The sequence below is a fragment of the Spirillospora sp. NPDC047279 genome (assembly GCF_040643285.1).
Classification (GTDB): Bacteria; Actinomycetota; Actinomycetes; order Streptosporangiales; family Streptosporangiaceae; genus Spirillospora.
In genome coordinates this window covers 321,063-341,293 of the sequence record NZ_JBEYUA010000006.1, presented here as the reverse complement: position 1 = coordinate 341,293, position 20,231 = coordinate 321,063, and the positions used below count along the sequence as shown (strand labels likewise).

The 20,231-nt window shown below is 69.5% G+C and carries 16 protein-coding genes and 1 pseudogene; 6 read left to right on the top strand and 11 right to left on the bottom strand.

The genetic code is table 11. The annotated features are described in order from the left end of the window. Positions 1-299: 299 nt before the first annotated feature. Entirely contained in the window at positions 300-1,010 is a 711-nt protein-coding gene (locus ABZ810_RS17795) for a VOC family protein (protein WP_358404084.1), read from the bottom strand. Between the two features lie 144 nt (positions 1,011-1,154). Continuing rightward, positions 1,155-3,329: a hypothetical protein gene (locus ABZ810_RS17790; RefSeq protein ID WP_358404083.1), complete on the bottom strand. Its 2,175-nt coding sequence runs from the start codon at positions 3,327-3,329 to the stop codon at positions 1,155-1,157. An 878-nt stretch (positions 3,330-4,207) separates the two neighbouring features. On the opposite strand from ABZ810_RS17790, the gene ABZ810_RS17785 reads away from it, so the two are divergent. Further along, positions 4,208-6,370 carry an NB-ARC domain-containing protein gene (locus tag ABZ810_RS17785; protein WP_358404081.1) on the top strand — a complete coding sequence of 721 codons (2,163 nt, stop codon included), beginning with the start codon at positions 4,208-4,210 and terminating at the stop codon, positions 6,368-6,370. 369 nt (positions 6,371-6,739) lie between these two features. Here the strand turns inward: ABZ810_RS17785 and ABZ810_RS17780 are convergent, their stop codons facing one another. From ABZ810_RS17780 to ABZ810_RS17765, 4 genes are all read right to left on the bottom strand, one after another. Further along, entirely contained in the window at positions 6,740-7,441 is a 702-nt protein-coding gene (locus tag ABZ810_RS17780) for a DUF998 domain-containing protein (RefSeq protein WP_358404079.1), read from the bottom strand. 101 nt (positions 7,442-7,542) lie between these two features. Then, the gene (locus ABZ810_RS17775) at positions 7,543-8,361 is read right to left on the bottom strand and encodes an SRPBCC domain-containing protein (RefSeq protein WP_358404078.1); all 819 of its coding nucleotides are present in this window, start codon (positions 8,359-8,361) and stop codon (positions 7,543-7,545) included. Between the two features lie 54 nt (positions 8,362-8,415). Next, positions 8,416-8,544 carry a hypothetical protein gene (locus ABZ810_RS17770; RefSeq protein WP_358404076.1) on the bottom strand — a complete coding sequence of 43 codons (129 nt, stop codon included), beginning with the start codon at positions 8,542-8,544 and terminating at the stop codon, positions 8,416-8,418. 303 nt (positions 8,545-8,847) lie between these two features. Next, entirely contained in the window at positions 8,848-9,831 is a 984-nt protein-coding gene (locus ABZ810_RS17765) for a LysR family transcriptional regulator (RefSeq protein WP_358404075.1), read from the bottom strand. A 95-nt stretch (positions 9,832-9,926) separates the two neighbouring features. On the opposite strand from ABZ810_RS17765, the gene ABZ810_RS17760 reads away from it, so the two are divergent. From ABZ810_RS17760 to ABZ810_RS17745, 4 genes are all read left to right on the top strand, one after another. Continuing rightward, on the top strand, positions 9,927-11,114 hold the full coding sequence (locus tag ABZ810_RS17760; protein ID WP_358404074.1) for an MFS transporter: 1,188 nt from the start codon (positions 9,927-9,929) through the stop codon (positions 11,112-11,114). Between the two features lie 83 nt (positions 11,115-11,197). After that, positions 11,198-12,742, top strand: a complete 1,545-nt coding sequence (locus tag ABZ810_RS17755; RefSeq protein ID WP_358404073.1) for an MFS transporter — start codon at positions 11,198-11,200, stop codon at positions 12,740-12,742. After that, positions 12,739-13,566: a DUF899 family protein gene (locus ABZ810_RS17750; RefSeq protein ID WP_358404072.1), complete on the top strand. Its 828-nt coding sequence runs from the start codon at positions 12,739-12,741 to the stop codon at positions 13,564-13,566. The genes ABZ810_RS17755 and ABZ810_RS17750 overlap by 4 nt, the downstream gene beginning before the upstream one ends. Beyond that, entirely contained in the window at positions 13,509-14,231 is a 723-nt protein-coding gene (locus tag ABZ810_RS17745; protein WP_358404070.1) for a dihydrofolate reductase family protein, read from the top strand. The genes ABZ810_RS17750 and ABZ810_RS17745 overlap by 58 nt, the downstream gene beginning before the upstream one ends. Positions 14,232-14,467: 236 nt before the next feature. Here ABZ810_RS17745 and ABZ810_RS17740 read toward each other — a convergent pair whose 3' ends face one another. The 3 genes and pseudogenes from ABZ810_RS17740 to ABZ810_RS17730 form a co-directional block, all read right to left on the bottom strand. Next, positions 14,468-14,923 carry a hypothetical protein gene (locus ABZ810_RS17740; RefSeq protein ID WP_358404068.1) on the bottom strand — a complete coding sequence of 152 codons (456 nt, stop codon included), beginning with the start codon at positions 14,921-14,923 and terminating at the stop codon, positions 14,468-14,470. Between the two features lie 439 nt (positions 14,924-15,362). Continuing rightward, positions 15,363-15,606, bottom strand: a pseudogene (locus ABZ810_RS17735) (leucine zipper domain-containing protein); the annotation flags it as partial. Positions 15,607-15,916: 310 nt separating this feature from the next. Continuing rightward, a complete protein-coding gene (locus ABZ810_RS17730) occupies positions 15,917-17,542 on the bottom strand; it encodes an acyl-CoA dehydrogenase family protein (protein WP_358404067.1) in 1,626 nt (541 codons plus the stop codon). A 136-nt stretch (positions 17,543-17,678) separates the two neighbouring features. On the opposite strand from ABZ810_RS17730, the gene ABZ810_RS17725 reads away from it, so the two are divergent. Then, a complete protein-coding gene (locus ABZ810_RS17725) occupies positions 17,679-18,353 on the top strand; it encodes a DUF1707 domain-containing protein (RefSeq protein WP_358404065.1) in 675 nt (224 codons plus the stop codon). A 43-nt stretch (positions 18,354-18,396) separates the two neighbouring features. On the opposite strand, the gene ABZ810_RS17720 is transcribed toward ABZ810_RS17725, so the two are convergent. Together ABZ810_RS17720 and ABZ810_RS17715 are read right to left on the bottom strand one after the other, a co-directional pair. Further along, positions 18,397-18,657 carry a hypothetical protein gene (locus ABZ810_RS17720; protein WP_358404064.1) on the bottom strand — a complete coding sequence of 87 codons (261 nt, stop codon included), beginning with the start codon at positions 18,655-18,657 and terminating at the stop codon, positions 18,397-18,399. A 14-nt stretch (positions 18,658-18,671) separates the two neighbouring features. Continuing rightward, positions 18,672-20,192 carry an NAD(P)/FAD-dependent oxidoreductase gene (locus ABZ810_RS17715; RefSeq protein WP_358404063.1) on the bottom strand — a complete coding sequence of 507 codons (1,521 nt, stop codon included), beginning with the start codon at positions 20,190-20,192 and terminating at the stop codon, positions 18,672-18,674. Positions 20,193-20,231: the final 39 nt, after the last annotated feature.

Here is a 20,231-nt window from a genome sequence, read left to right as displayed (position 1 = left end):
GGCGGCCTTGCTCATCCGGTTCCGTGCACAAAGGCCTCGAATAAATGGGGCCGATGATGGCTGGAGTGAGCCCTTTTTCGGTAGCGCGCGCTTCGTCTGGAAACGGGCGGGGTCGAAGCCTAACGCCAAAGGCCCTGAATAAGGGAGTGACGGGACGGTCCGCAGCGTTATGCCAAGCCCGCGGCGTCGCCACTCAACCCGCTCTTCGCGGTGAGGCCGCGGCTGCGAGGAGAAATTGATCTTCTGGTCGTCGCCGTCGATCCGCCGGGCCAGGGGGCAGGGCGTCAGGGGGCAGGGCGTCAGGGGGCCAGGTCGGTCTTCAGCTCGGTGGCGGTGGCGAGGTCCTTGGCGAGGGCCTGGCGTTCGGCGGGGGTGAGGTCCATCGACTCGATCTCGGCCAGCAGGGCGGCGGCGGCGTCCCGGTCGCCGGTGCGCATGCGCAGTTCGGCGAGATAGACCAGCGCGGGGAGCCGCTGGGCGGGCGGCGCGTCGGCGTGCCTGGCGAGCCCGTTCTCCAGCACGCGGATCCCTGCGGCCTCGTCGCCGTGCGAGTCCCCCTGGCGTGCGGCCGCGGCGACCACGCGCGCCAGCCTGCCCTCCGCGGGATCGGGCTCGTCGACGTCCTCGGCCCGCCGGGTGATCCGCACCCAGTTGCCGCCGGGATCGACCACCATGAACCCGCCGGCGGTGCCCTGGATGCGGCGCGGCCGTGTCATCCGCGGGATCCCCGAGACGGGAAGCTTCCCGAACGCGCGCCGCAGGCCCGCGGCGAACGCGGCGTGCAGCTCCTCGGTGTCGGGGACTATCACGATCACGTTCCCCATGGACTGCTCGGGATCGAACTCCGGAACGCCGAAGAAGTGCAGCTCGATCCCGCCGCGGCGGACGGACGCGTACGGGTTGGGCCGCTCCTGCCGGTAGGTCATCTCGAAGCCCAGCGCCTCGTAGAACGGCAGCACGTCGTCGAGCTGGCGGCAGGGCAGGCAGGGGATGACGGTCTCCACGGGCATGTGAAACATCGTACAGCGTCCGTAGTTTTGGGGCGTCCCCAACACGCACAGCCGGTGCTCGGCCGGTGGCGTTCGGTCAGGGGATCTTGGGGGTGGCCCGGTCGATGACGTCGCTGTCGTGCCCGACCTTGCCTAAATGGCATCTCAGAAAAGGGGCGGCTTCTCGGCGCCCGGGACGATGGGCACCGATCGACCGCACGCCCGCCCGCGGTGGCCATGGGCCGGGCAGGTCGAGGCGCGCGGCCCGATCACCTTGTTGACGAGCCTGTGGTCGCCGCCGGAACGGTTGAGGGTGAAGGAGTAGGTGAGGGTGACCGTCTGACCGGGCCGAAGGTCGCCGGTCCAGCTCAGTACGGGTCGGCGGTAGGTGATCCGGCCCGAGGTCGCCTTCGCGTCGCGCCGGTAGGAGCCGTCGTCCAGCACGCCCGACAGGTCGTCGCGCACCGTGCTGTGCGCCCGCGTCACGTCCCCCGGATTGGTGATGGTGACGGTGTAGCGGGCGGTCTTCCCCATGCGCGGCCAGGCGGGGCGAAGTCTCTTGACGATCTTCAGTTTCGGCTGGGGCACGACCTGAACGGTCTCGGCGGGCAGCCCGAGACCGTGACCGACCGGGACGAGCCCGCCGGTCAGCTGGGTGGTCGTGGTGACCGCGTCGAACCCGTAGCAGCCCGCTCGGGTCAACCGCCGGGCGGGAGTGCTGACCGTCGTGTCGCCGGACACGGTGATCGGGGTGAAACGGGCGGCGATCGGCAGTCCGGGCGCCCGCCAGTCGATCCCGGCACAGGAGCCGTCGCGCGGGACCAGCGGGCCGTAGAGGGTCGGTGTCACCGTCAGGGACCGGCCGGGCAGCAGGCCGCGGATCGTGATGTGGTCGACGATCGACCCCCGCACCGCGATCTTCCGGGCCGAAACCCGCGTGCTGACCAGGTAGGGCGGCGGAACGACCTTCGGCACGGCGTGGAACGTCTCGGCGGCGTCGCCGGGCGCGACGGTCACCGAGTCGCCGGCGGCGGGGTCCAGGACCACCCCGAAGGAGTAGCAACCGGACCGGTCGATCATCTCCTGCGGGGTCGTCACCGTCGTGTCACCGGACACGTCCACCGGATCGTACTCGCGGCGCACCGGCAGCGCGGCGACGTCGTCCCAGGCCACCGCCGAGCAGCCGCCGCCCACCGTCGGCACCGGCCCGAACAGTGTGGCCGTGAGGGTGCCCCGACCGGTCAGCCCGGAGACGAACAGCGTGTCGGTCACCCCCTGTCCCGTTTCGAGGAACGTCGAGGAGGCACGGCTGGTGACGCGCGGCGGGTCGGTGGCGGTGATGGCGACCTTCTTGCTGGATTTGCCGGTCATATCGGTTGGCTGGGTGATCTCCATCGACTGCACCTTGTGAGCCGGGTCGGGATCCATCCGGGTCCCCGGTCCCGCCGAGACCTGGCCGCTGACCTTGATGACGGCCTCGCCCGCACCGACTGCTCTCAGCCACAACATTCCACCGGCCGGAATCGTCCCCCCGCTGGTGAACGGGGTCGTGCCCGCGGCGTCGGTGAACGCCTCGGCCCCCGTCACGGTGACCGTGACGTTCCCGGTCGCGTTCGCGCCCAGCGTGTACGGGCCGATCAGCTCGCCGGCCCGGCCGCCGTTCGGGCCGTCGATCGTCGGAGTGGGATCGGCGGGCGCGTCGAGGGGACCGGCCGCCAGAGCCCGGTCGACGACCGTCTTCACCGCCTCGTACAGCGCCGGGGTCTGGTAGTTCGGCGGCATGACCACACCGTCGGTGAAGTAGTGGATCGCCATCGCCACAGCGCCGGACCGCTGCGCGTTCACGGTCTTGGCGACCGGCTTGGCGACCAACTGCGCCGGCACCACCGGCTGGTCGGCCGCCGGCCAGTTGTCGGCGATGATCCGTCGCACATAGCCGTCATTGGCGATCCGCCCGTCCGCCGGCTCCGGGTCGTAACCCGTCGTCGAACGCTGCCCCGCCGCCCACTGAACGCAGTACGCCGTCGCGTCGGGCTTGGTGAGATCAGCCGGCGGATACTCCCGGAAGAACTTGTAGCGGCAGGCGTTCGTCCCGCTCGTCGGCGTCAATCCCGACGGATCGTAACCGTAAGCCGGATAACCGCCGGACAGATCCGCCCCAGCGGGATCGATGAAGGGCCTGGGCTGGTTGTAGGGCGAATCCGGCCGCACCCCCACCTCGATGCACCCGTCCGTCCCGTACTGGACCATCGCGAACGGCGCACTCGGCTCGGCCACCACCCCACGCTGCGGCACCGTCACCGGCACGACCGCCAGCAACACCGCAAGAAGCCCGCTCATCACACCATGCCCCTACCCAGCAAGATCACCACTAAGCGATAATTCAGTTACTGACGGTGACTATTCGTCCTGGCTCGGACGGAGAAACGCCGTGCTCTTCCGTTGAGGGAGACTCCTCAACCCTGTGACCGAGCAGGCACCCAGCGGTGGAACAGCCGGTGCGTCGGGTGAGCAGGGATCTGGCGTGCATGGATCACTCGTCCAGCAACCCGCTCAGCTCGTTGACGTCGTTGCCGGTGTCGGCGAGGTCGGACAGCCGGTCCAGGACCGCCTTCAAGCAACACTCCGTCGACTGTGTCCCACCTACCACCAACCCGACCACCACCCCTTCCAGCCCCGACGACACCACAATCCTGACGACGCGGCTCGTTCGCCAGCACCCTGGCCACCTCGCGCGCCCGCACGACCCTCGGCCGTTCGACCTCCCAGCAGGCGTAGCCGGTCACCAGTCACCACCAACATCATCTGCGCCGACCCGCGCATGGCCCACCGCCCCGCCCCCAGCGCCGCGGTCCGCACGGAGGGTAGAAGGAACACCAAGTGCGCCCCCACGTCCACCGGAAGCTCGAACGTCGGCGGTGAACGGCGATGGGGGCTCAGACCGGACAGAACCTCCACTCTGTCGAGGCGTCCTGCTCCCGACCCCCGGCCTCTCTAACACCAGGCCACGATCGGTAGCTCAGGGGGCGCTTTGCGCTCATTCGTGATGGGCGGTGGTGCAGAGTCTGGGGATACGGGCCTGCCTTTGAAGACCGCTGTGGCGACATCGGCGGCGGGCGATCAGGTGGGTCCTGCATGCTGGTGTCTTCGCGCCAGTGCCGGTCCGGTGGATGAGGTGGGTCACGGTGGGCGAGGGGTGGCGGGCGGGGGGTCTGCCCGTGGAGACGTCGAGGCTGGTGGGGCGTGGCGAGGAGTTGGCGGATCTGGAGCGGTTGTTGTGTGGGCGGTCGCGGTTGGTGACGGTGACCGGGGTGGCGGGGGTGGGCAAGACGCGGCTGGCGTTGCGGGCCGCGGTCGAGTCGGCGCCGCGGTTCGCTGATGGGGCGTGGTGGGTGGCGTTGTCGCCGCTGGCCAAGGCGGCTTCGCTGCCGTATGCGATCTTTGAGGTGCTGCCGCTGGCCGATCAGACGACGCGGTCGGTGATCGATGTGGTGGCGGATTATTTGGCAGATCGTGATGTCCTGCTGGTTCTGGATACCTGCGAGCATCTGGCCGAGGCCTGCGCGGTGACCGTTCAAGCTCTGCTGGCGGCCGCGCCGAGGCTGCGGATCCTGGCCACCAGCCGCCGCGCCCTGAACGTCGCGGGTGAGCAGGTGCTGCCCATCGCTCCGCTGCCCGTCCCCGGTGACGCTCCCGCACCCGAGATCGGCATCGCCGCCCTACCTCCGGCCGTGGCCCCCGCAAGGGCCCCGGGCGGCGGCGGTGATGACGCGGTGGCGTTGCTGGCCGAGCGGGCGGCCGTGGCGATGCCGGGCTTCACGGTCACCGGCGACAACCGGGCCGACCTGGTGCGGTTGTGTCAGAGGCTGGATGGTCTTCCGCTGGCGATCGAGCTGGCGGCGGCTCGCCTGGCCACCATGTCGCCGAACGCGCTGACCGCTCGCCTGGAGGAGCGGTTCGAGGTGGGTGACATCGAGCACGAGGGGACCGAGGCCGATCCGCCCTGGCATCGGGCGTTGCGTACCGCGATCGGCTGGAGCCACCAGCTGTGCACCCCTGCCGAGCGGCTGCTGTGGGCTCGCGTGTCGGTGTTCGCCGGGTCGTTCGGCGCCGGTACCGCCTGCCAGGTGTGCGCCGACGGCCTGCTGCCCGCCGACCAGATCCTGGATCTGCTGGATGCCCTGGCCGGCAAGTCCATCCTGACCGTGGTGGCGATGCCGGGCGGCGCGCGGCGGTTCAGGATGCTGGACACCGTCCGCGCGTACGGCGCGTTCTGGCTGCGCAACCTGGGCGAACAAGACCGGTTCCGGCGGCGGCATCTGGACTTCTACCTGACGATGGCCCGCCGCATCGGAGCCGCCTGGCTCGGACCCGACCAGTACGCCTGGTACGACTGGGCGACCGCCGAGCACGCCAACCTGCGTACCGCGCTGGAGTTCACCCTGACCGAGACCAGGCCCGAGACCGGGGACCACGCCGCGCTGGAGCTGGCCGGAGCGCTGTGGTTCTACTGGTGGGGCTGCGGGTTCGCCAAGGAGGGCCAGCACTACCTGGGGCGGGCTCTGGCGCACGACCTCGAACCCGGCCCGGCGCGCACCAAGACCCTTTGGGTCTCCAGCGTCATCTTTCTGAACCAGGGCGCCCCCACCGCTGCTGCGGCCAGGGCCGCCGAGTGCGCCGCAGAGGCCGAGCGGATCGGCGACACCGAAGCGGCGGAGACGGCACAGGCCGCCTCCGCGGTCGCGGTGTTAATGAGCGGAGGAGAGCGGAATCAGACAGTGGCGATTCCAGCCGCCGAGGAGCTGCTCGCCGGCAGACGTGAGGGCGAGCTCACCCTGGCCTCCCTCATAGCCTGGGGCGTCCGTGGCCTCACCTACGTCTTCGCCGGTCGCTTCCAGGACGCCATCACCCTCATGGAGCAGATGCGCGCCGAATGCGACCGACACGGCGAGCGTTGGTACCGCGGGTACGGCGACTTCGTCCGCGCTCAGGCCGAACTGGCGCGCGGACGCCCCGGGGCCGCGCGGTCCTGCGCCCAAGCGGCCCTGGAGGTCAGCCATCGGCTGAACGACGGCACGGGCATGGCCCTGGCGATCGACCTGCTCGCCCAGACCACCGCCGCCACCGGTCAAACCGAACGCGCCGCCCGCCTGCTCGGTTTGTCCCAGCAGCTCTGGACGCGATCTGGCCAGCCCCAGGGCGGCCAGCCCGAACTCGTCGCCGCACGCCAAGCCTGCGAGCAACAAACCCGCGAAGCCCTAGGCGACCACGCCTACCAGACCGCCTACCAGAACGGCCACGACACCGACCCCGACACCACCATCGCCGACATCCTCAGCACCCCACCCACCCCTGAACCCGCCGCACACGACAACACCTGACGGCGACGAGGCGGATAGGCCACGCGACATGGCTCCAGGACACGACCAGGAGTGAAGCGAAAGTACGCGGGACGCCGTCGCAGGTGGTGCTGCTGTACAGCACGGAAGTACAGCAACAGCCGCTCGCCACAACTCACCCGGAGCCACAGCGACACACCCCGCAAGCTGGGCGAAGCCGTGACAGGCCAGGACTGCCGTTAGTTCGGGACGAAGAGGCTCGAACGGCTGCGGAACCGAGACAACATGCCTTCGGCATCCAGGATGCCCAGAGGCCGTGGTTAGCAGCATGATTTCCCTTGCAGCACTGATCAATAGCGAATCTGCTCCGCGAGCCGATCACGCACGGCGAGCACTCCTGAAGGATGAAGCTCATGACTTGGCGGGGGTGGACTGTTCGATCAGGAGTTTGAGGTTCAGGGCGGAGGCCCAAATCCAGATGAGGGCGCCGCCGGCGAGCATCAGGCGGTAGTCGTGGGCGGGGAACGCGGCGAACCCGAGGACGAGGTAGGCGGCCGGGGCGAGCACGCTGTAGACCGCCCAGCCACGCTGGCCATCGCGGGCAAATCGGCGGGCGAACACCAGGCAGGCCACGCTCAGCGCGAGTCCCATTCCGACCGGAGCGAGGTTGTGCAGCGCACCGTGCCAGCTGACCTGGACGGGGCCGCCGTCCGGGCTTCCAGGCGGGTATCCCTCAGCCGGATCGGTGGGGAACAGACCGGCCCAGATCAGGCTCGCGCCGTACATACCGATAAGCCACGTTCCCCACGTGCGGCCGGGTGTCCCCGCCTGGAGAGCGCGGCGCAGACCGGCGGCGGAGGCCACGACGAGCAGTCCGCTGATCAGGAAGTTGATGATCTGGATCCAGCCGTGGTCACCCAGACTCAGCATGCTGAGCGGGTGCCGCCGGGGGTCGAATCCGTCACGGGTCGTTGCCTGACCCACGATCAGTAGGACGAACAGCGGGCCGGCGACTACGCCGCAGGCGAGCAGGGCGCGGGTGGACGCGGCCGGCGCGGCCGGCGCGGCCGGCGCCTGGTTGAGGTGCTGAGAGGTGGGGGTGTGGGAGGGCATGGGTCGACTCCTGCGGTTAATTCCAGGGAAGAGGAGATCGCGCGCTCGGGCCGCTGCCGAAGCGGGTCCGGGCTTGGTGGAGTGATCGGAAGGGTCCGGGGTCAGCGATAAAGGGCCTGGCCGGTTTCCAGCAGGGTCTTCAGGTCACTGAGTGTCTGGGTCCAGCCGCCGCCGGCTTCGGGGATCTGCCCGGCGCCCTGGGCCGCGGTCTGGGGTGTGCCGGTGACGTCGTGAGTGACGGTCAGCACGGAGACTCCGGTGCCGTCGCCTTCGATCTCGTAGGTCAGCCGGGTGAAGTCTTCGCCCAGGTACAGCGCACGCCAGGTCTGTACAAGTCGGCGGGGAGGATCGGCTTCGATGACCTGGCCGTCGACCACAACGTCTGGGGCGCCGTGTTGTTTCATGGTCTCGCTGGCCAGCCCGCGGAAGGCGCCGCCGGGGCGAAGGTCGTATTCGACCGGTGACCGGTAGCCGAACTTCGCCGTCCATTCCGGTGTGGTGATGGCGTCCCAGATCGCCTGCGGGGTGGCTTTGATGTACACCCGGTAGACCTGGAGGATCGCGTCGCCCTCTGCGGCGCCGGTGTCGATCGTTGACGTCATGGTCTGTCGCTCCAGTTCATGTTTGAGTTCGGCGAGTGCCGCCGCGGGTCGCTCGGTGTACTTGCCGATCCACCGGTCGTGGATCAGCCGGATGGGGACCGGGTTGAGGAAGTGCAGCTTCTCCCGGCCCGACCTGCGCGTGATCACCAGCCCCGCGTCCTCCAGCACCCGCAGGTGCTTGGCGACGCCGAACCGGGTCATCGCCAGCTCCGACTCCAGTTCGCCCTGTGTGCGTCCGTCCCGGGCGAACAGCAGGTCGAGCAGGAAACGGCGACTCGGGTCGGCGAGTGCCTTGAAGGCGAGATCATCGTCGGCCACGACGAAAACATATGTGACTAAAAGGTCACATGTCAATCATAGGTGCCCGGCCCCTTAGCGCTGATCGAAGACCGACGGCTGATCCTGGGTGACCAGCCCATCGACCTCCAGGTTCAGCAGGTTCGCGACCTCGTCGAACACCTGCTTCTCCAGGTCGTCGCGCACCTCGTGCAGCCAGTCCATCGCCCGGTAGCAGGCGTCATCGTCGGTTCCGGCCAGGCCGTCGATAAGAGACCCAGCCCGAGATAGGTGTCGCGTTTCAGTTGCTGCGAGAAGCCGCTGGTCACTCACAGTGCACGTGAACCCGGTCTAATGGCCCCGCCGAGGCCCCCAACGGGATCTGCCGCCAAGCTCGCTGAGCCTTGCGGGAACCCTGCCTCCGACGGCGCCGCCGACCGCACCGCCGGTCGGCTGCGCGCTCACACCGGCACCTGCTGCCAGCCTCCACGGTGAGTCTCGACCCACGCTGACGTGCTGGCGCCGGGGCTACGGTCGCGGGGCTGCCAGCAGGTGACGGTCGGCGGGGCACAGCCAGGAACTGTCCGGAACATCGAGCCAGTGCTGGGCCTCGCTGAGCTGGTCGATGGCTTTGTTGAGGGCGTCGAGTGCGGGGTGGCGTAGGCCGGCGCGGTGCGTCATCGTCCACGGGTACAGGGGAGTGGGATGAACCAGCGGCCGGATGACGGCGCCCGGCACCGGTGGCGTTTCCATCATGGTGAGGATGGGCCAGCCGGTGGTTTGCAGATGGTTGGCTGTCTCGTGCGGGCCGGCGGCGGCCATCGCGGCGGCGCCTGGGTGGTGGTCAGGGGCGGCGTCGCCGCCGAACTCCTGGACAAGGTGCATGCCGAGGTCGACCCATTCCGGCGCTTCCGGGTTGCCGGCGCTGGTGTCGATGGTCAGCCCTTGGATCGCAGCGGTCGCGACGGTGGCGTGCCGGGCGAGCGGATGGTCGTCGAGCAGCAACAGCCCGAGCGGTTCGAAACGCACGAGACGCCGGGTCAGGTCGTCCGGCATCGCGGTGGGCACGCCGTTGATCCGGCCGAAAGCGACGTCGAGGCGGCGATTGACCAGCTCGCGCAGGGCGGCGCCGAAGCCGCCGTGGTAGCGCCCTTCGAGTGTGGTGTGCGGGGCCAGCGAGCGGGCCAGGGAGAGGATCAGCATGGGCGTCGAGTGGTCGCGGACCACATCGACGAGTAGTGACCGGTTGGTGGCTTGGACCTGCTCGTGCAGCCGGTCGTGGAGGGCGAGAAACTCGATGGCCCGCGGCAGGAGCCGGTCGCCTTCCGGGGTGAGCGACACCCGGCGGGTGGACCGTTCGAACAGCCGCGCCCCAAGCTGCTCCTCCAGCCGGGCGATGTCGCGGCTGAGCGCCTGCTGAGCCACGAATGTCCGCGCCGCCGCGCGTCCGAAGTGAAGCTCCTCGGCCACGGCAACGAAGTGTCGCAGTAGCCGTGGGCTGAGATCCTGCATGGCGGCGGCGCTTCCGTGATTGACAACGTGTCGGTAGTCAATGGTACCGAACAGGTGTTGGACGCGGGCGTCGTCGCAGCCAGATGCTCTGGCGTATGCGATCAGCACAACTGGTTCTGGCCGCCGCGACGGCGGTCGGCAGCGTGGGGCTGGCGGCGGGTGGCGTCGCCGGTGCGTTGATCGCGGCCGAAATGACCGGAAGCTCGACGTCGGCGGGTGTCCCGCTTGGTGCGGTTGTGGTCGGCTCGGCCGCCGGTGCCGTGCTGATATCGCGGCTGACGAGGTTCGCCGGTCGCAGTGCCGGGCTCGTTGTCGGCTATGCGGTCGGTGCCGCTGGCGCTGCTCTGGTCGTCGCGGCCATGACAACCTCGAACTTCGGGGTGGTAGTGGCGGGTCACGTCGCGATCGGAGTCGCGAACGCGGCCGTGTACCTGACGCGGTACGCCGCGGCCGACGCGGCGCTTGCAGCCGCCCGGGGCCGGGCACTCGGCGTCATTCTCACGGGCGCCGCGGTGGGCGCGGTCGCCGGCCCTAATCTGCTGGGCCCGAGCGGCGACCTCGCCGTCCAGTTGGGCTTGCCGCGGCTGAGCGGGCTGTACGTCGTGGCCGTCGTGGCGTTTCCTGTCGCTGGAGCGATACTGGCGCTGTTCGGCCGCCGGGCGCGTGAACCAGTCAATGGCGGCTTGCGTGCCGGGACAGGGCAGCCGCCGCGGTCCCGTCCCGGCGTCGGCACCGCCGTGTTCGTGCTCGCCGTGACCAACCTGGTGATGGTGGCGGTCATGGCGATCGTGCCCCTGCACTTGGTGGCGCACGGGCACCATCTCGACGTCGTCGGCGTCGTGGTAAGCGTCCATGTTCTCTGCATGCTCGCGCCGGCACCGCTGGTGGGCTGGCTCGCCGACTGCGCGGGCGCCCCTCTGGTGGCCGGAACCGGCGCCGCCCTGATCGTGATCGCCGGTGTCGCCGGGGCTTTGGCGGACCCGACCAGTGCGCTGTCCCTCACCGTCGTGCTGGCCGTCCTCGGCCTGGGTTGGTGCGCCGGCGTCGTTGCCGGCAGCGTGATGGTCACTGACTCGCTGCCAGGTGCGCAACAGTGGCGCGCTGAGGGCATCGGTGAAATGGCCATGGGCGTGGCGGCGGGGTTCGGTGCGCCGCTAGCGGGACTGGTCGTCGCGTTCGGTGGATTTCCGGCGCTCGTCGTCACCACATCCGTTGTGAGCCTGGTGCTGCTGTACCGCTGTCTGCGGTCGATGCGGCCCGTCGATGAAAGGACCATCTCGTGACTACCGCAACTACGAGGTCCAGAGCTGGGCGGCGGGAATGGGCCGGACTGGTCCTGCTCTGCCTGCCCGTGTTTCTCGTCTCGATGGACTTCTCCGTGCTGTACCTGGGTGTTCCGCACCTGACCGCCGACCTCGCTCCGGACGCCATCCAGCAACTGTGGATTGTGGACATCTACGGATTCCTGATCGCCGGCTTCCTGGTCACGATGGGTACCATCGGTGACCGGATCGGCCGGAAGAAGCTGTTGCTCATCGGCGCCGCCGTGTTTGGCGTCGCCTCGATTTCGGCAGCGTTCTCCCGTAGCCCGCAGATGCTCATCGCCAGCCGTGCGCTCCTGGGCGTCGGGGGTGCCGCGGTGATGCCATCGGTGCTGGCCCTTGTCACCGGCATGTTCACCGACTCCAGGCAACGCAGCCGCGCCCTCGCGATCTACCTGACCTGCTTCATGGGAGGGGCGACGCTCGGCCCGCTCGTCGGCGGCCTCCTACTGGAGTACTTCTGGTGGGGTTCGGTGTTCCTGGTGTCCGTACCGGGGATCGTGCTGCTGCTAGCGTTCGGCCCCTTCCTTCTCCCCGACCAGAAGGCATCGCGGGCGGGCAGGCTCGACCCGGTCAGCGTCGCGCTGTCCCTCACCGCGATCCTGCCGTTCATCTACGGGCTCAAAGAGCTGGCTCGCCACGGCTGGCAGTGGCTCCCCGCCCTGGCTCTGATGTTCGGCGTCATGGCGGGACTGGTGTTCGTCCGACGGCAGCGGCGCCTGGAGCATCCGCTGCTCGACCTGCGCATGTTCGGTAACCGCACATTCAGCTCCGCGCTGACCCTGATGTTCGTGACCAGCGTGGTGGGAACCGGCACCCTTCTCCTCGTCACGCTCTACCTGCAGAACGTCACCGGCCTCACGCCACTGACGGCCGGCCTGCTCCTGCTGGCACCCAACGTACTGATGATCATCGGCCTCGTGGGCAGCCCTTCGCTGGCGAGCCACATCCGTCCGGCGTACCTGATCGCGGGCGGGCTGTCCGTCGCCGGCGCCGGCTACGCGCTCTTCACGCTGGCCGACTCGACGTCCGGCCCCGCGATGATCGTCATCGCGATGTGCGTCGTCATGTTCGGCACCGGGCCGCTGGCCGCGTTCTGCAACCATCTCGCCATGGGGGCCGTACCGCCCGACAAGGCCGGCTCCGGGGCGTCGATCGTGCAGACGACCAACGAGTTCGGGCTCGGACTCGGCATCGCCACGCTCGCCACACTCGGCACCGCCGTCTACCGGAGCACCGTCGAGAGCGCCCTCGGCAACCTGCCATCCAACGCCGCCGGCGCCGCCCGGGAAAACATCGACCGCGCGGTCGCCGTCGCCGGTCAGTTGCCCGCCCAGCAGAGCGTCGACCTGCTGGCCGCGGCCCGCGACGCGTTCACCTCAGGCCTCCACCTCGTCGCCATCGTCAGCGCCATCTTCTACGTCGGCATGGCCGGACTGGCCCTACGGGCTTTCAAGCACGTGCCGAGCTCACCCGGCGGCGACCACGCCACCACGACGACGGACCAGGAGGCCGAGCCGGCACCCGGCGACCGGGCGGCCACTCAGCACCACGTTCCGAACCGCGTAGGAGAACGGATTTCGTCATGACCAGCCAGCCCGCCGAACCCAACGTTTCAACGACCCGCGACGCGGCCCGCCCCCCGGTCGCCGACCGGGCCACGTTCCAGACCGAACTGGACCGGCTCCGCGTCCGGGAGAAGGCCCACACCCGTGAGGGCGACGCGGTCGCCGCCGCCCGGCGCCGCCTGCCGATGGTCGAAGTCGATCCGCGGACTCCGCTGACCGGAGCAGACGGTCCCGTGCCGCTGATCGACATCTTCGACGGCCGGTCCCAATTGGTCGCCTACTTCCACATGTGGCACATCGGCAGACCCAGCGCGGAGCAGTGCGAGGGCTGCACCTTCAGCACGTCCCACGTCACCGAGCTGACCTACCTGCACTCACGTGACATCAGCTACGCGGTCTTCTGTGAAGGGCCGTATGAAGAGGCGTCGCGGTATCGCGACTTCATGGGCTACCCCGTTCCCTGGTACTCAGTGCCTCAGGACTCCGTGGACCAGCTGATCGCAGACCGATACTTCGGCATCCTGGTCTGCTACCTCCGGGACGGTGACCAGGTCTATGAGACCTACTGGACCACCGGCCGAGGCAACGAAGCGATGGCGCCGTCCTACGGACTGATGGATCGGACCGTCTACGGCCGGCAAGAGTTCTGGGAGGAATCGCCAGAGGGCTGGCCGCAGCGTTGGGGTTCCAGAGGAGGCCAGTTTCAGATGGACGACGGCCGTCCGATGGCCCAGTGGTCACGGATCCAGGCCGGCCGCGACGACGACCTTGGCCCCATGCCGGACGGATGGACCGCCTGCTCCTGCCCACTCCACACCGGAGCGTCGGCTGGGGCGACGAGCTGATGTCACCGTCGCCGGTTCTCGCCACACCGATCAACCGTTCACCCGAGGAGCGCATCATGACCGCTACCTACACCTTCGATGTCTTCTCCACTCTCGACGGCTTCGGCGCCCACAACGGCGACTGGGGCGGCTACTGGGGCAAGCAGGGCCCCGAGTTTCTCGACCGTCGCCTCGCCTTGTACAGCAAGGAGCAGCGCATGGTCTTCGGAGCCAACACGTATCGAGCGCACGCGCACATGCTGGCCGCAGGAATCGAGGTGTCCGAGCTGAGTGACCCATGGGTCACCCGGATGAGAGACCTACCGGCGACGGTGGTGTCGAGCACGCTGCAAGAACCCCTCGACTGGCCGGACGCGACCGTGGTGAGCGGCGACGCCGTCGACGTCGTCGCCAAGCTCAAGGCTGAGTCAGACCTACCGCTGCGCTCGCACGGCAGCCTGTCGTTGAACCGGGCACTCATGGCCGCCGGCCTCGTCGACCGCGTCCAGGTGACGCTCTTCCCCGCGATCTGCGGCCAGACCGGCGCGGACCCGACCTTCCAAGGTGCCGCCGACTTCGACCTTCAGCTCATCGAGAGCAGGACACTCGACGGCAACATCCAGGAGTTCATCTATCGGCCCACGCCGCGTATCGGAGCCCGGCCATCTACGAGAGCCATCGCGTAGTCGCGGCCTACGTGAACGTGCAGAAGAACTACTACAACGACGGGGGCTGGTGACGGGCCGGCCCGGAGACGGCCGCGAGGCGATTCCCGCCATGCGCGCGCCTGGGTCTCGGTGAAGCGCCCAGCAAGCCGGGTGGGGAACCCCCGAACGTCGCGACGGCGGCCCGGGGCGCGGTCCGATCATGGCCGCGCCCCGGGCCGCCCGCGCTCATGCGCCGCCCGTGCGCGTCGCGGGGGTTACAGGTCGCCGAGGTGGACCTGGTTGATGGTGGTGGAGTAGGCGGTCAGGCCGCCGGTAGCGCACGCTGCGCCCATTTCAATCAGTGGGGTGGTGGTGCGGCCGTCGGCCCGGACCGTGCCGCCGGTGAACACGCCGCTGGTGACCCGGCCGCCCTCAAGGGCGAAGGACACCGAATCGCCGCGGAAGGTGGATTGGTCGATGCTGGTGGTGGAACCGTCGTTCCAGGCGATGGTCACCTTGGCGTAGCCGGGCCCGAACGGGCCTGGGCACCTGGCCTGCAGCGCGGTCTCCAGAGTGATGGTCCCGCCCGACAGCTTCGGGTGCTGGGCCGAGGAACACGAGTCCAGGTTTCCGCGGCCGGTCAGCTGGACGGTCTTCCGGGGGAAGGCGACGCCCGTGTCGGCCTGGACGTCGAGGGAACCGTCCCGGCATTCGACGGTGCCCGCAGCCACGGCGGTCGGTGCCGCTTGGGCCGGAGCGGCGCCCGCCATTGCGGCGGTGGCGAGCGGTAGGGCGATCAGGGAGAGGGCCGCAGCGCGGCCACGCCTCGCCAGTGTGTAGTTAATCGTGTGCGTAACGTAGCGTGCGCGGGCCGGAGCGGGGTTCCGCGCGGACAGTGCGGGTGTCGGTCTGATCGGCGGGTGATTGTGCTGGTCGGGAGAGCCTGCGGTGGCGGTACGGGGCTAGGTGCACAGCAGGTCTGCTCGCGACGACAGCCTCGATCACGTTGTAGGCGATGGTGGCTGCCACCAGAAGCCACACCCGCCGTGCCTACGTTTCGCGAATAACCAGGTAAGGCGGCTATCCGCTGGATCTTCGGCGATTGCTACCGGACCCCGTCGTCGACGACGACAAGCGCGCCGCGATCCTGGCCCGCCGCGAGCGCGGAGAATCCATCCGCAATGCACACACCCGCTCCCCGACCTTCGCGCTGGTGCGATGCGGGGTGGTGTGCGGGCGGCTGGACCGGTCGACCAGCCCGGCCACGCCCTCGGCACGCCAGCGCGCGAGCCATTTGTAACCGGTGGCGCGGGAGATGCCCATCTCGGCCGCGACATGCGCGACCGGCCGGCCAGCACACGCTGCACCAAAGCTGCCTGCCATGGACGGTCAGCCGGGCGTTACGGTGGGCCATGAAGACCTCCGTGTGCGGCGTGGATTCGACACCTTCACCACACCGGAGGTCTTCGCCGTCCACCAGACACCCTCAGGTGTCAACAACGTCCATGGTCAGTACAGCTAGAGCGGGGCGTCGTCGCTGGGTCGTCCCTGGGTTTGCGACCCTTGCGAGGTTCGTCGTCGCACATGATGGCGGACGTCGCTCCAATAGGCGCCATTGGCCGGACAAGCCGCGTTATTACTAGCCGGTTTGCTAGCCGATGATCTTTGAGGCATCTGGGGGACGAGAGGATGTCTCTATTTTGGGCTTGGGGGCGGTGTTCGGGTCAGGGGATCTTGGGGGTGGCCCGGTCGATGATCGGTGCTAGGTCGACCGAGGATGGGAGGGTGCCGTAGGCATGGCCCCAGTCGCCTCCCAGGCGGGTGGCGACGAAGGCGTCGGAGATGGCGGGGTGGCCATGCCTGACCAGGAGGGATGCCTGGAAGGTGAGGGCCATCCGCTCGACGATGCGGCGGGCTCGGAGCTGGATGGTGTCGAAGTCGGTGAGGGAGTTCTTGAGGTCCTGGACGGCCTGGTCGAAATGAGGGTTGGCGCCGGACGCCTGTTCGATTTCGGTGAAGAAGGCCTCGACCACCTGCGGTTCTTTTGCCATGGCTCGTAGGACATCTAGCGCGGCGACGTTGCCCGAGCCTTCCCAGATGCCGTTGAGGGGGGACTCGCGGAAGAGGCGGGGCATGCCGGACTCCTCGACGTAGCCGTTGCCGCCCAGGCATTCGAGGGCCTCGGCGGCGTGGGCGGGCCAGCGCTTGCAGACCCAGTACTTGGTGACGGCCAGGGCGAGGCGCTTGAAGGCGGTCTCGCCGGCGTCGCCGCGGACGGAACGGTCGGTGGCGCCGGCGAGGCGCATCATGACGGTGGTGGCGGCCTCGGACTCGATCGCCAGGTCGGCCAGGACGTTGCGCATGAGCGGCTGGTCGATGAGGTACGCGCCGAACGCCTTGCGGTGGGCGGCGTGGTGGGCGGCCATGATGAGGCCCTGGCGCATGCCGGCGGCGGCGCCGATGACGCAGTCGAGACGGGTCATGTTGACCATCTCGATGATGGTGCGGACGCCGCGGCCCTCCTCGCCGACGCGGTAGGCGACGGCGTTCTCGTACTCGATCTCGGACGAGGCGTTGGAGTGGTTGCCGAGCTTGTCCTTCAGGCGCATCAGGCGGAGCGGGTTGAGGGTGCCGTCGGGCAGGACGCGCGGGACCAGGAAGCAGGTCAGGCCGTTGGCGGTCTGCGCGAGGGTCAGGAAGAGGTCGCACATCGGGGCGCTGGTGAACCACTTGTGGCCGACGAGGGTGTAGGTGCCGTCGGCGCTCGGGGTGGCCCGCGTGGTGTTGGCGCGGACGTCGCTGCCGCCCTGCTTCTCGGTCATCGACATCCCGGCGAGGAGCCCGGACTTGGTGAGCGGCGCGCGGAGGCCGAAGTCGTAGGAGGGGGCCGTGAGCAGGGGCTCGTACCGGGCCGCGAGGTCGGGGGAGGTGCGCAGCGCGGGGACGGCGGCGTACGTCATCGAGATGGGGCAGCCGTGGCCGGCGTCCACCCGCCAGGTGTAGAACTTGGCGGCGCGGGCGACGTGGGCGCCGGGCCGGGACGAGGCCCAGGGGCCGCCGTGCAGGCCGTTGGTGACGGCGACGGTCATCAGCTCGTGCCAGGCCGGATGGAACTCGACCTCGTCGACGCGGTGGCCGTAACGGTCGTGGGTGTGCAGGACGGGCGGGTGCTCGTTGGCGAGGCGGCCCCACTCCTGCGCCTGGTGGGTGCCGGCGAGGCGGCCGAGCTCGTGGACCTCGGGGGCGGCCCAGCCGGCACCCTCCCGGTCGAGGGCGGCGAGGAGCGCGGGATCGTCCGCCGCGTCGTGGTCGACGAGCGGGGGGACCTGGTTGAACACCTCGTGCGTCACGCGCTGCTCCCGGTGATGATGTTACGGATTATCTTCAACTGAGTAGAAAGTGTAGTACCCATCCTCCTGAAGACCGGGGGTGATCTCGTTCGCGGGTCGGATTGCCCGGGCTAAGCGGGGGCATACCTTCGAAGTCATGAGTCAGCCCATTCCCCAGCCGGAGGAGCGGCCCTCCCGGTTCACCGGCAAGGCATCGCCGGCGCCCGAGTCGGTGCGCGCCTCCGATGCCGAGCGTGAGGCCGTGGTGGAGCGGCTGCGGGTGGCCTCCGTCGAGGGGCGGCTGACGTTCGAGGAGCTGACCACGCGCACCGAGGCGGCCTACTCGGCCGTCACCCGGGGCGAGCTGGAGACGATCACCGCGGACCTGCCCGGCATGGGCGCTCCGGGGGCCGTTCCGGCGCCGGTGCAGGTGCAGCGCAGGTTCAGCGCGATCATGAGCGACTGCAAGGAGAGCATCTCCGGCCGCATCGACGCCGAGCTCACCGTGCTCGCGGTGATGGGCGACGTGATGCTCGACCTGCGCGGCGCGCAGGTGCCGACCGGCGAGGTCAGCCTGATGGCCACCGCCGTCATGGGCGACGTCAAGATCATCGTGCCGGACGGGGTGGCGATCGACCTCAGTGGCTACGCGGTGATGGGCGACCGCAAGGTGCGGGTGCGCGAGGCCGCGCCCGGGCCGCGCGTTCCGGTCGTGCGCATCAAGGCGCAGGCGATCATGGGCGATGTGACGATCGTGGACGACGCGCACCACGCACAGGTGCGCAAGGCGATCGCGTCGTGGTGGCACGGCCGCAAGGGCCGGCAGGACTGACGCGGACCCCCGGGGCGGAGGCCCGCGCCGGCCCCTCTTCAGATCAGGACGAGCGGCGGTTGGAGGCCGTGCGGGCGCCGAGCCACGCGGTGTAGACGGCGGTGCCGACCAGTCCGGCCTTGCGGGTCCTGTCGATGGCCAGGGCCACGCCCAGGGCCAGCTCGGTGGCGCCGTTCCGCTTGATCCACGTCTGCGTGTCCTGCGGGAACGCCAGCTTGGAGATGGGCTCGAACGCCTTCGGGGCGGCGAAGTGGGCGGCGCCGGTGGCGGCGAGCACGATGCCGGCGGTGCGCAGAAGGGCCATGAGGGGATTTCCTTTCAGCGGATGTACTCGTAGTCGTCGAGATCGAAGGTCCGGCTCCGGCGCCAAACGTACAACCCGGACTGCGGGCGGACGTAGGGGGAGTCCCCGTGCCGGTCGAAGTAGTACGAGTTGGACCGGGCGCAGCTCGGCTGGGCCAGGATGGTGCCCTTCATGCGGCGCCGCATGTCGGTGGTGAAGTCGTCGTGCGGGCGGCGCCGCACCACCATCCGCGCCGCGCGGCGCCGGCGCGCCTCGGCGACGCAGCGCACGATGTGCGTGGCGCCCGCCTCGATGATCGAGAACCACGACGCGCCGGTGACGGTGTACGGGCCGTTCATCAACCAGAAGTTGGGCGCGAGCGGCGAGGCGACACCCTCGTAGGTCTGGTAGCGGTGCTCGTCCCAGTGGGCGCCCAGCTCGACGCCGCCGAGGCCGACGACCGGGAACGCGGGCATCGCGCCCAGCTCCAGGATCCTGAAGCCGGTGGCCAGGACGAGCGTGTCGACCGGGCGTTCGCGGCCGTCCCGCGTCACGATCCCGGTGGCGGTGACGCGCTCGATCGGGTCGGTGACGAGGTCGACGTCCTCGCGCAGGAACGTGGGGAAGTAGCGGTTGGAGAACGACGGCCGCTTGCAGCCGAAGCCGTAGCGCGGCGTCAGCGCGCGCCGGAGCCGGCGGTCGGGCACCTGGCGGCGCAGGTGGGCGCGGCAGACCGCCTCGGTCGCGCGCACCAGGAACGGCGCCTTGCTGTAGTGCACGATGCCCAGCACCATGACCACCTCGGACACGATCGTGGTGATCAGCCGGACCAGCCGCTGCACCGGCGGCACGGCGCGGAAGAGCGCGCGCACGGCGGCCGGGACGGCGACGTCGACCTTGGGGAACACCCAGATCGGCGTGCGCTGGTAGACGTCGAGGTGGGCGGCGACGCCGGCGATCTCGGGGATGACCTGGAGCCCGGACGCGCCGGTGCCGATCACCGCGACCCGTTCGCCGCCCAGGTCGTGGTCGTGGTCCCAGCGTGCGGTGTGCACGATCTTCCCGGCGAACGTGCCGATGCCGGGGATGTCGGGGTTCCTGGGCTGGTCGAGCGGCCCCACCGCGGCCACCAGGAACCGGGCGGTGAGCACGCCCCGGCCGGTGTGGACGCGCCACAGGTCGGCGTCCTCGTCGAAGACGGCCCGCTCCACCTTGGTGCCGAGCCGCAGGTGCGGCCGCAGCCGGTACTTGTCGGCGCAGTGCTCGGCGTACGCGCGCACCTCCGCGCCGGGAGCGAACGAGCGCGTCCAGGAGGGGTTCGGCTCGAACGAGTAGCAGTAGGTGGCGGACGGGATGTCGACGGCCACGCCGGGATAGGTGTTGTGCCGCCACACCCCGCCCACGCTCGGCGCCGCGTCCACGATCACGAAGTCGCGCACGCCCTTCCTCCGCAGCTGGATGCCGACGCACAACCCGGAGAACCCGGCACCGACGACCACCACCTCATGCTCCGGCTTCATGCCGGGCCCTTCCGCCGCCTCGGCGGGATGTCTCATGAGCCACTCCTCCGGCATTCGGGATACCGAAGGTATTTG

Bases quoted from the DNA above. Each gene is read 5' to 3' on its own strand.
- ABZ810_RS17795 (WP_358404084.1), bottom strand. From the start codon at position 1,010: ATGCCCGTGGAGACCGTCATCCCCTGCCTGCCCTGCCGCCAGCTCGAC.
- ABZ810_RS17790 (WP_358404083.1), bottom strand. From the start codon at position 3,329: ATGAGCGGGCTTCTTGCGGTGTTGCTGGCGGTCGTGCCGGTGACGGTG.
- ABZ810_RS17780 (WP_358404079.1), bottom strand. From the start codon at position 7,441: ATGCCCTCCCACACCCCCACCTCTCAGCACCTCAACCAGGCGCCGGCC.
- ABZ810_RS17770 (WP_358404076.1), bottom strand. From the start codon at position 8,544: ATGGACTGGCTGCACGAGGTGCGCGACGACCTGGAGAAGCAGGTGTTC.
- ABZ810_RS17765 (WP_358404075.1), bottom strand. From the start codon at position 9,831: ATGCAGGATCTCAGCCCACGGCTACTGCGACACTTCGTTGCCGTGGCC.
- ABZ810_RS17760 (WP_358404074.1), top strand. From the start codon at position 9,927: ATGCGATCAGCACAACTGGTTCTGGCCGCCGCGACGGCGGTCGGCAGC.
- ABZ810_RS17755 (WP_358404073.1), top strand. From the start codon at position 11,198: ATGGACTTCTCCGTGCTGTACCTGGGTGTTCCGCACCTGACCGCCGAC.
- ABZ810_RS17750 (WP_358404072.1), top strand. From the start codon at position 12,739: ATGACCAGCCAGCCCGCCGAACCCAACGTTTCAACGACCCGCGACGCG.
- ABZ810_RS17745 (WP_358404070.1), top strand. From the start codon at position 13,509: ATGGACCGCCTGCTCCTGCCCACTCCACACCGGAGCGTCGGCTGGGGC.
- ABZ810_RS17725 (WP_358404065.1), top strand. From the start codon at position 17,679: ATGAGTCAGCCCATTCCCCAGCCGGAGGAGCGGCCCTCCCGGTTCACC.
- ABZ810_RS17720 (WP_358404064.1), bottom strand. From the start codon at position 18,657: ATGGCCCTTCTGCGCACCGCCGGCATCGTGCTCGCCGCCACCGGCGCC.
- ABZ810_RS17715 (WP_358404063.1), bottom strand. From the start codon at position 20,192: ATGAGACATCCCGCCGAGGCGGCGGAAGGGCCCGGCATGAAGCCGGAG.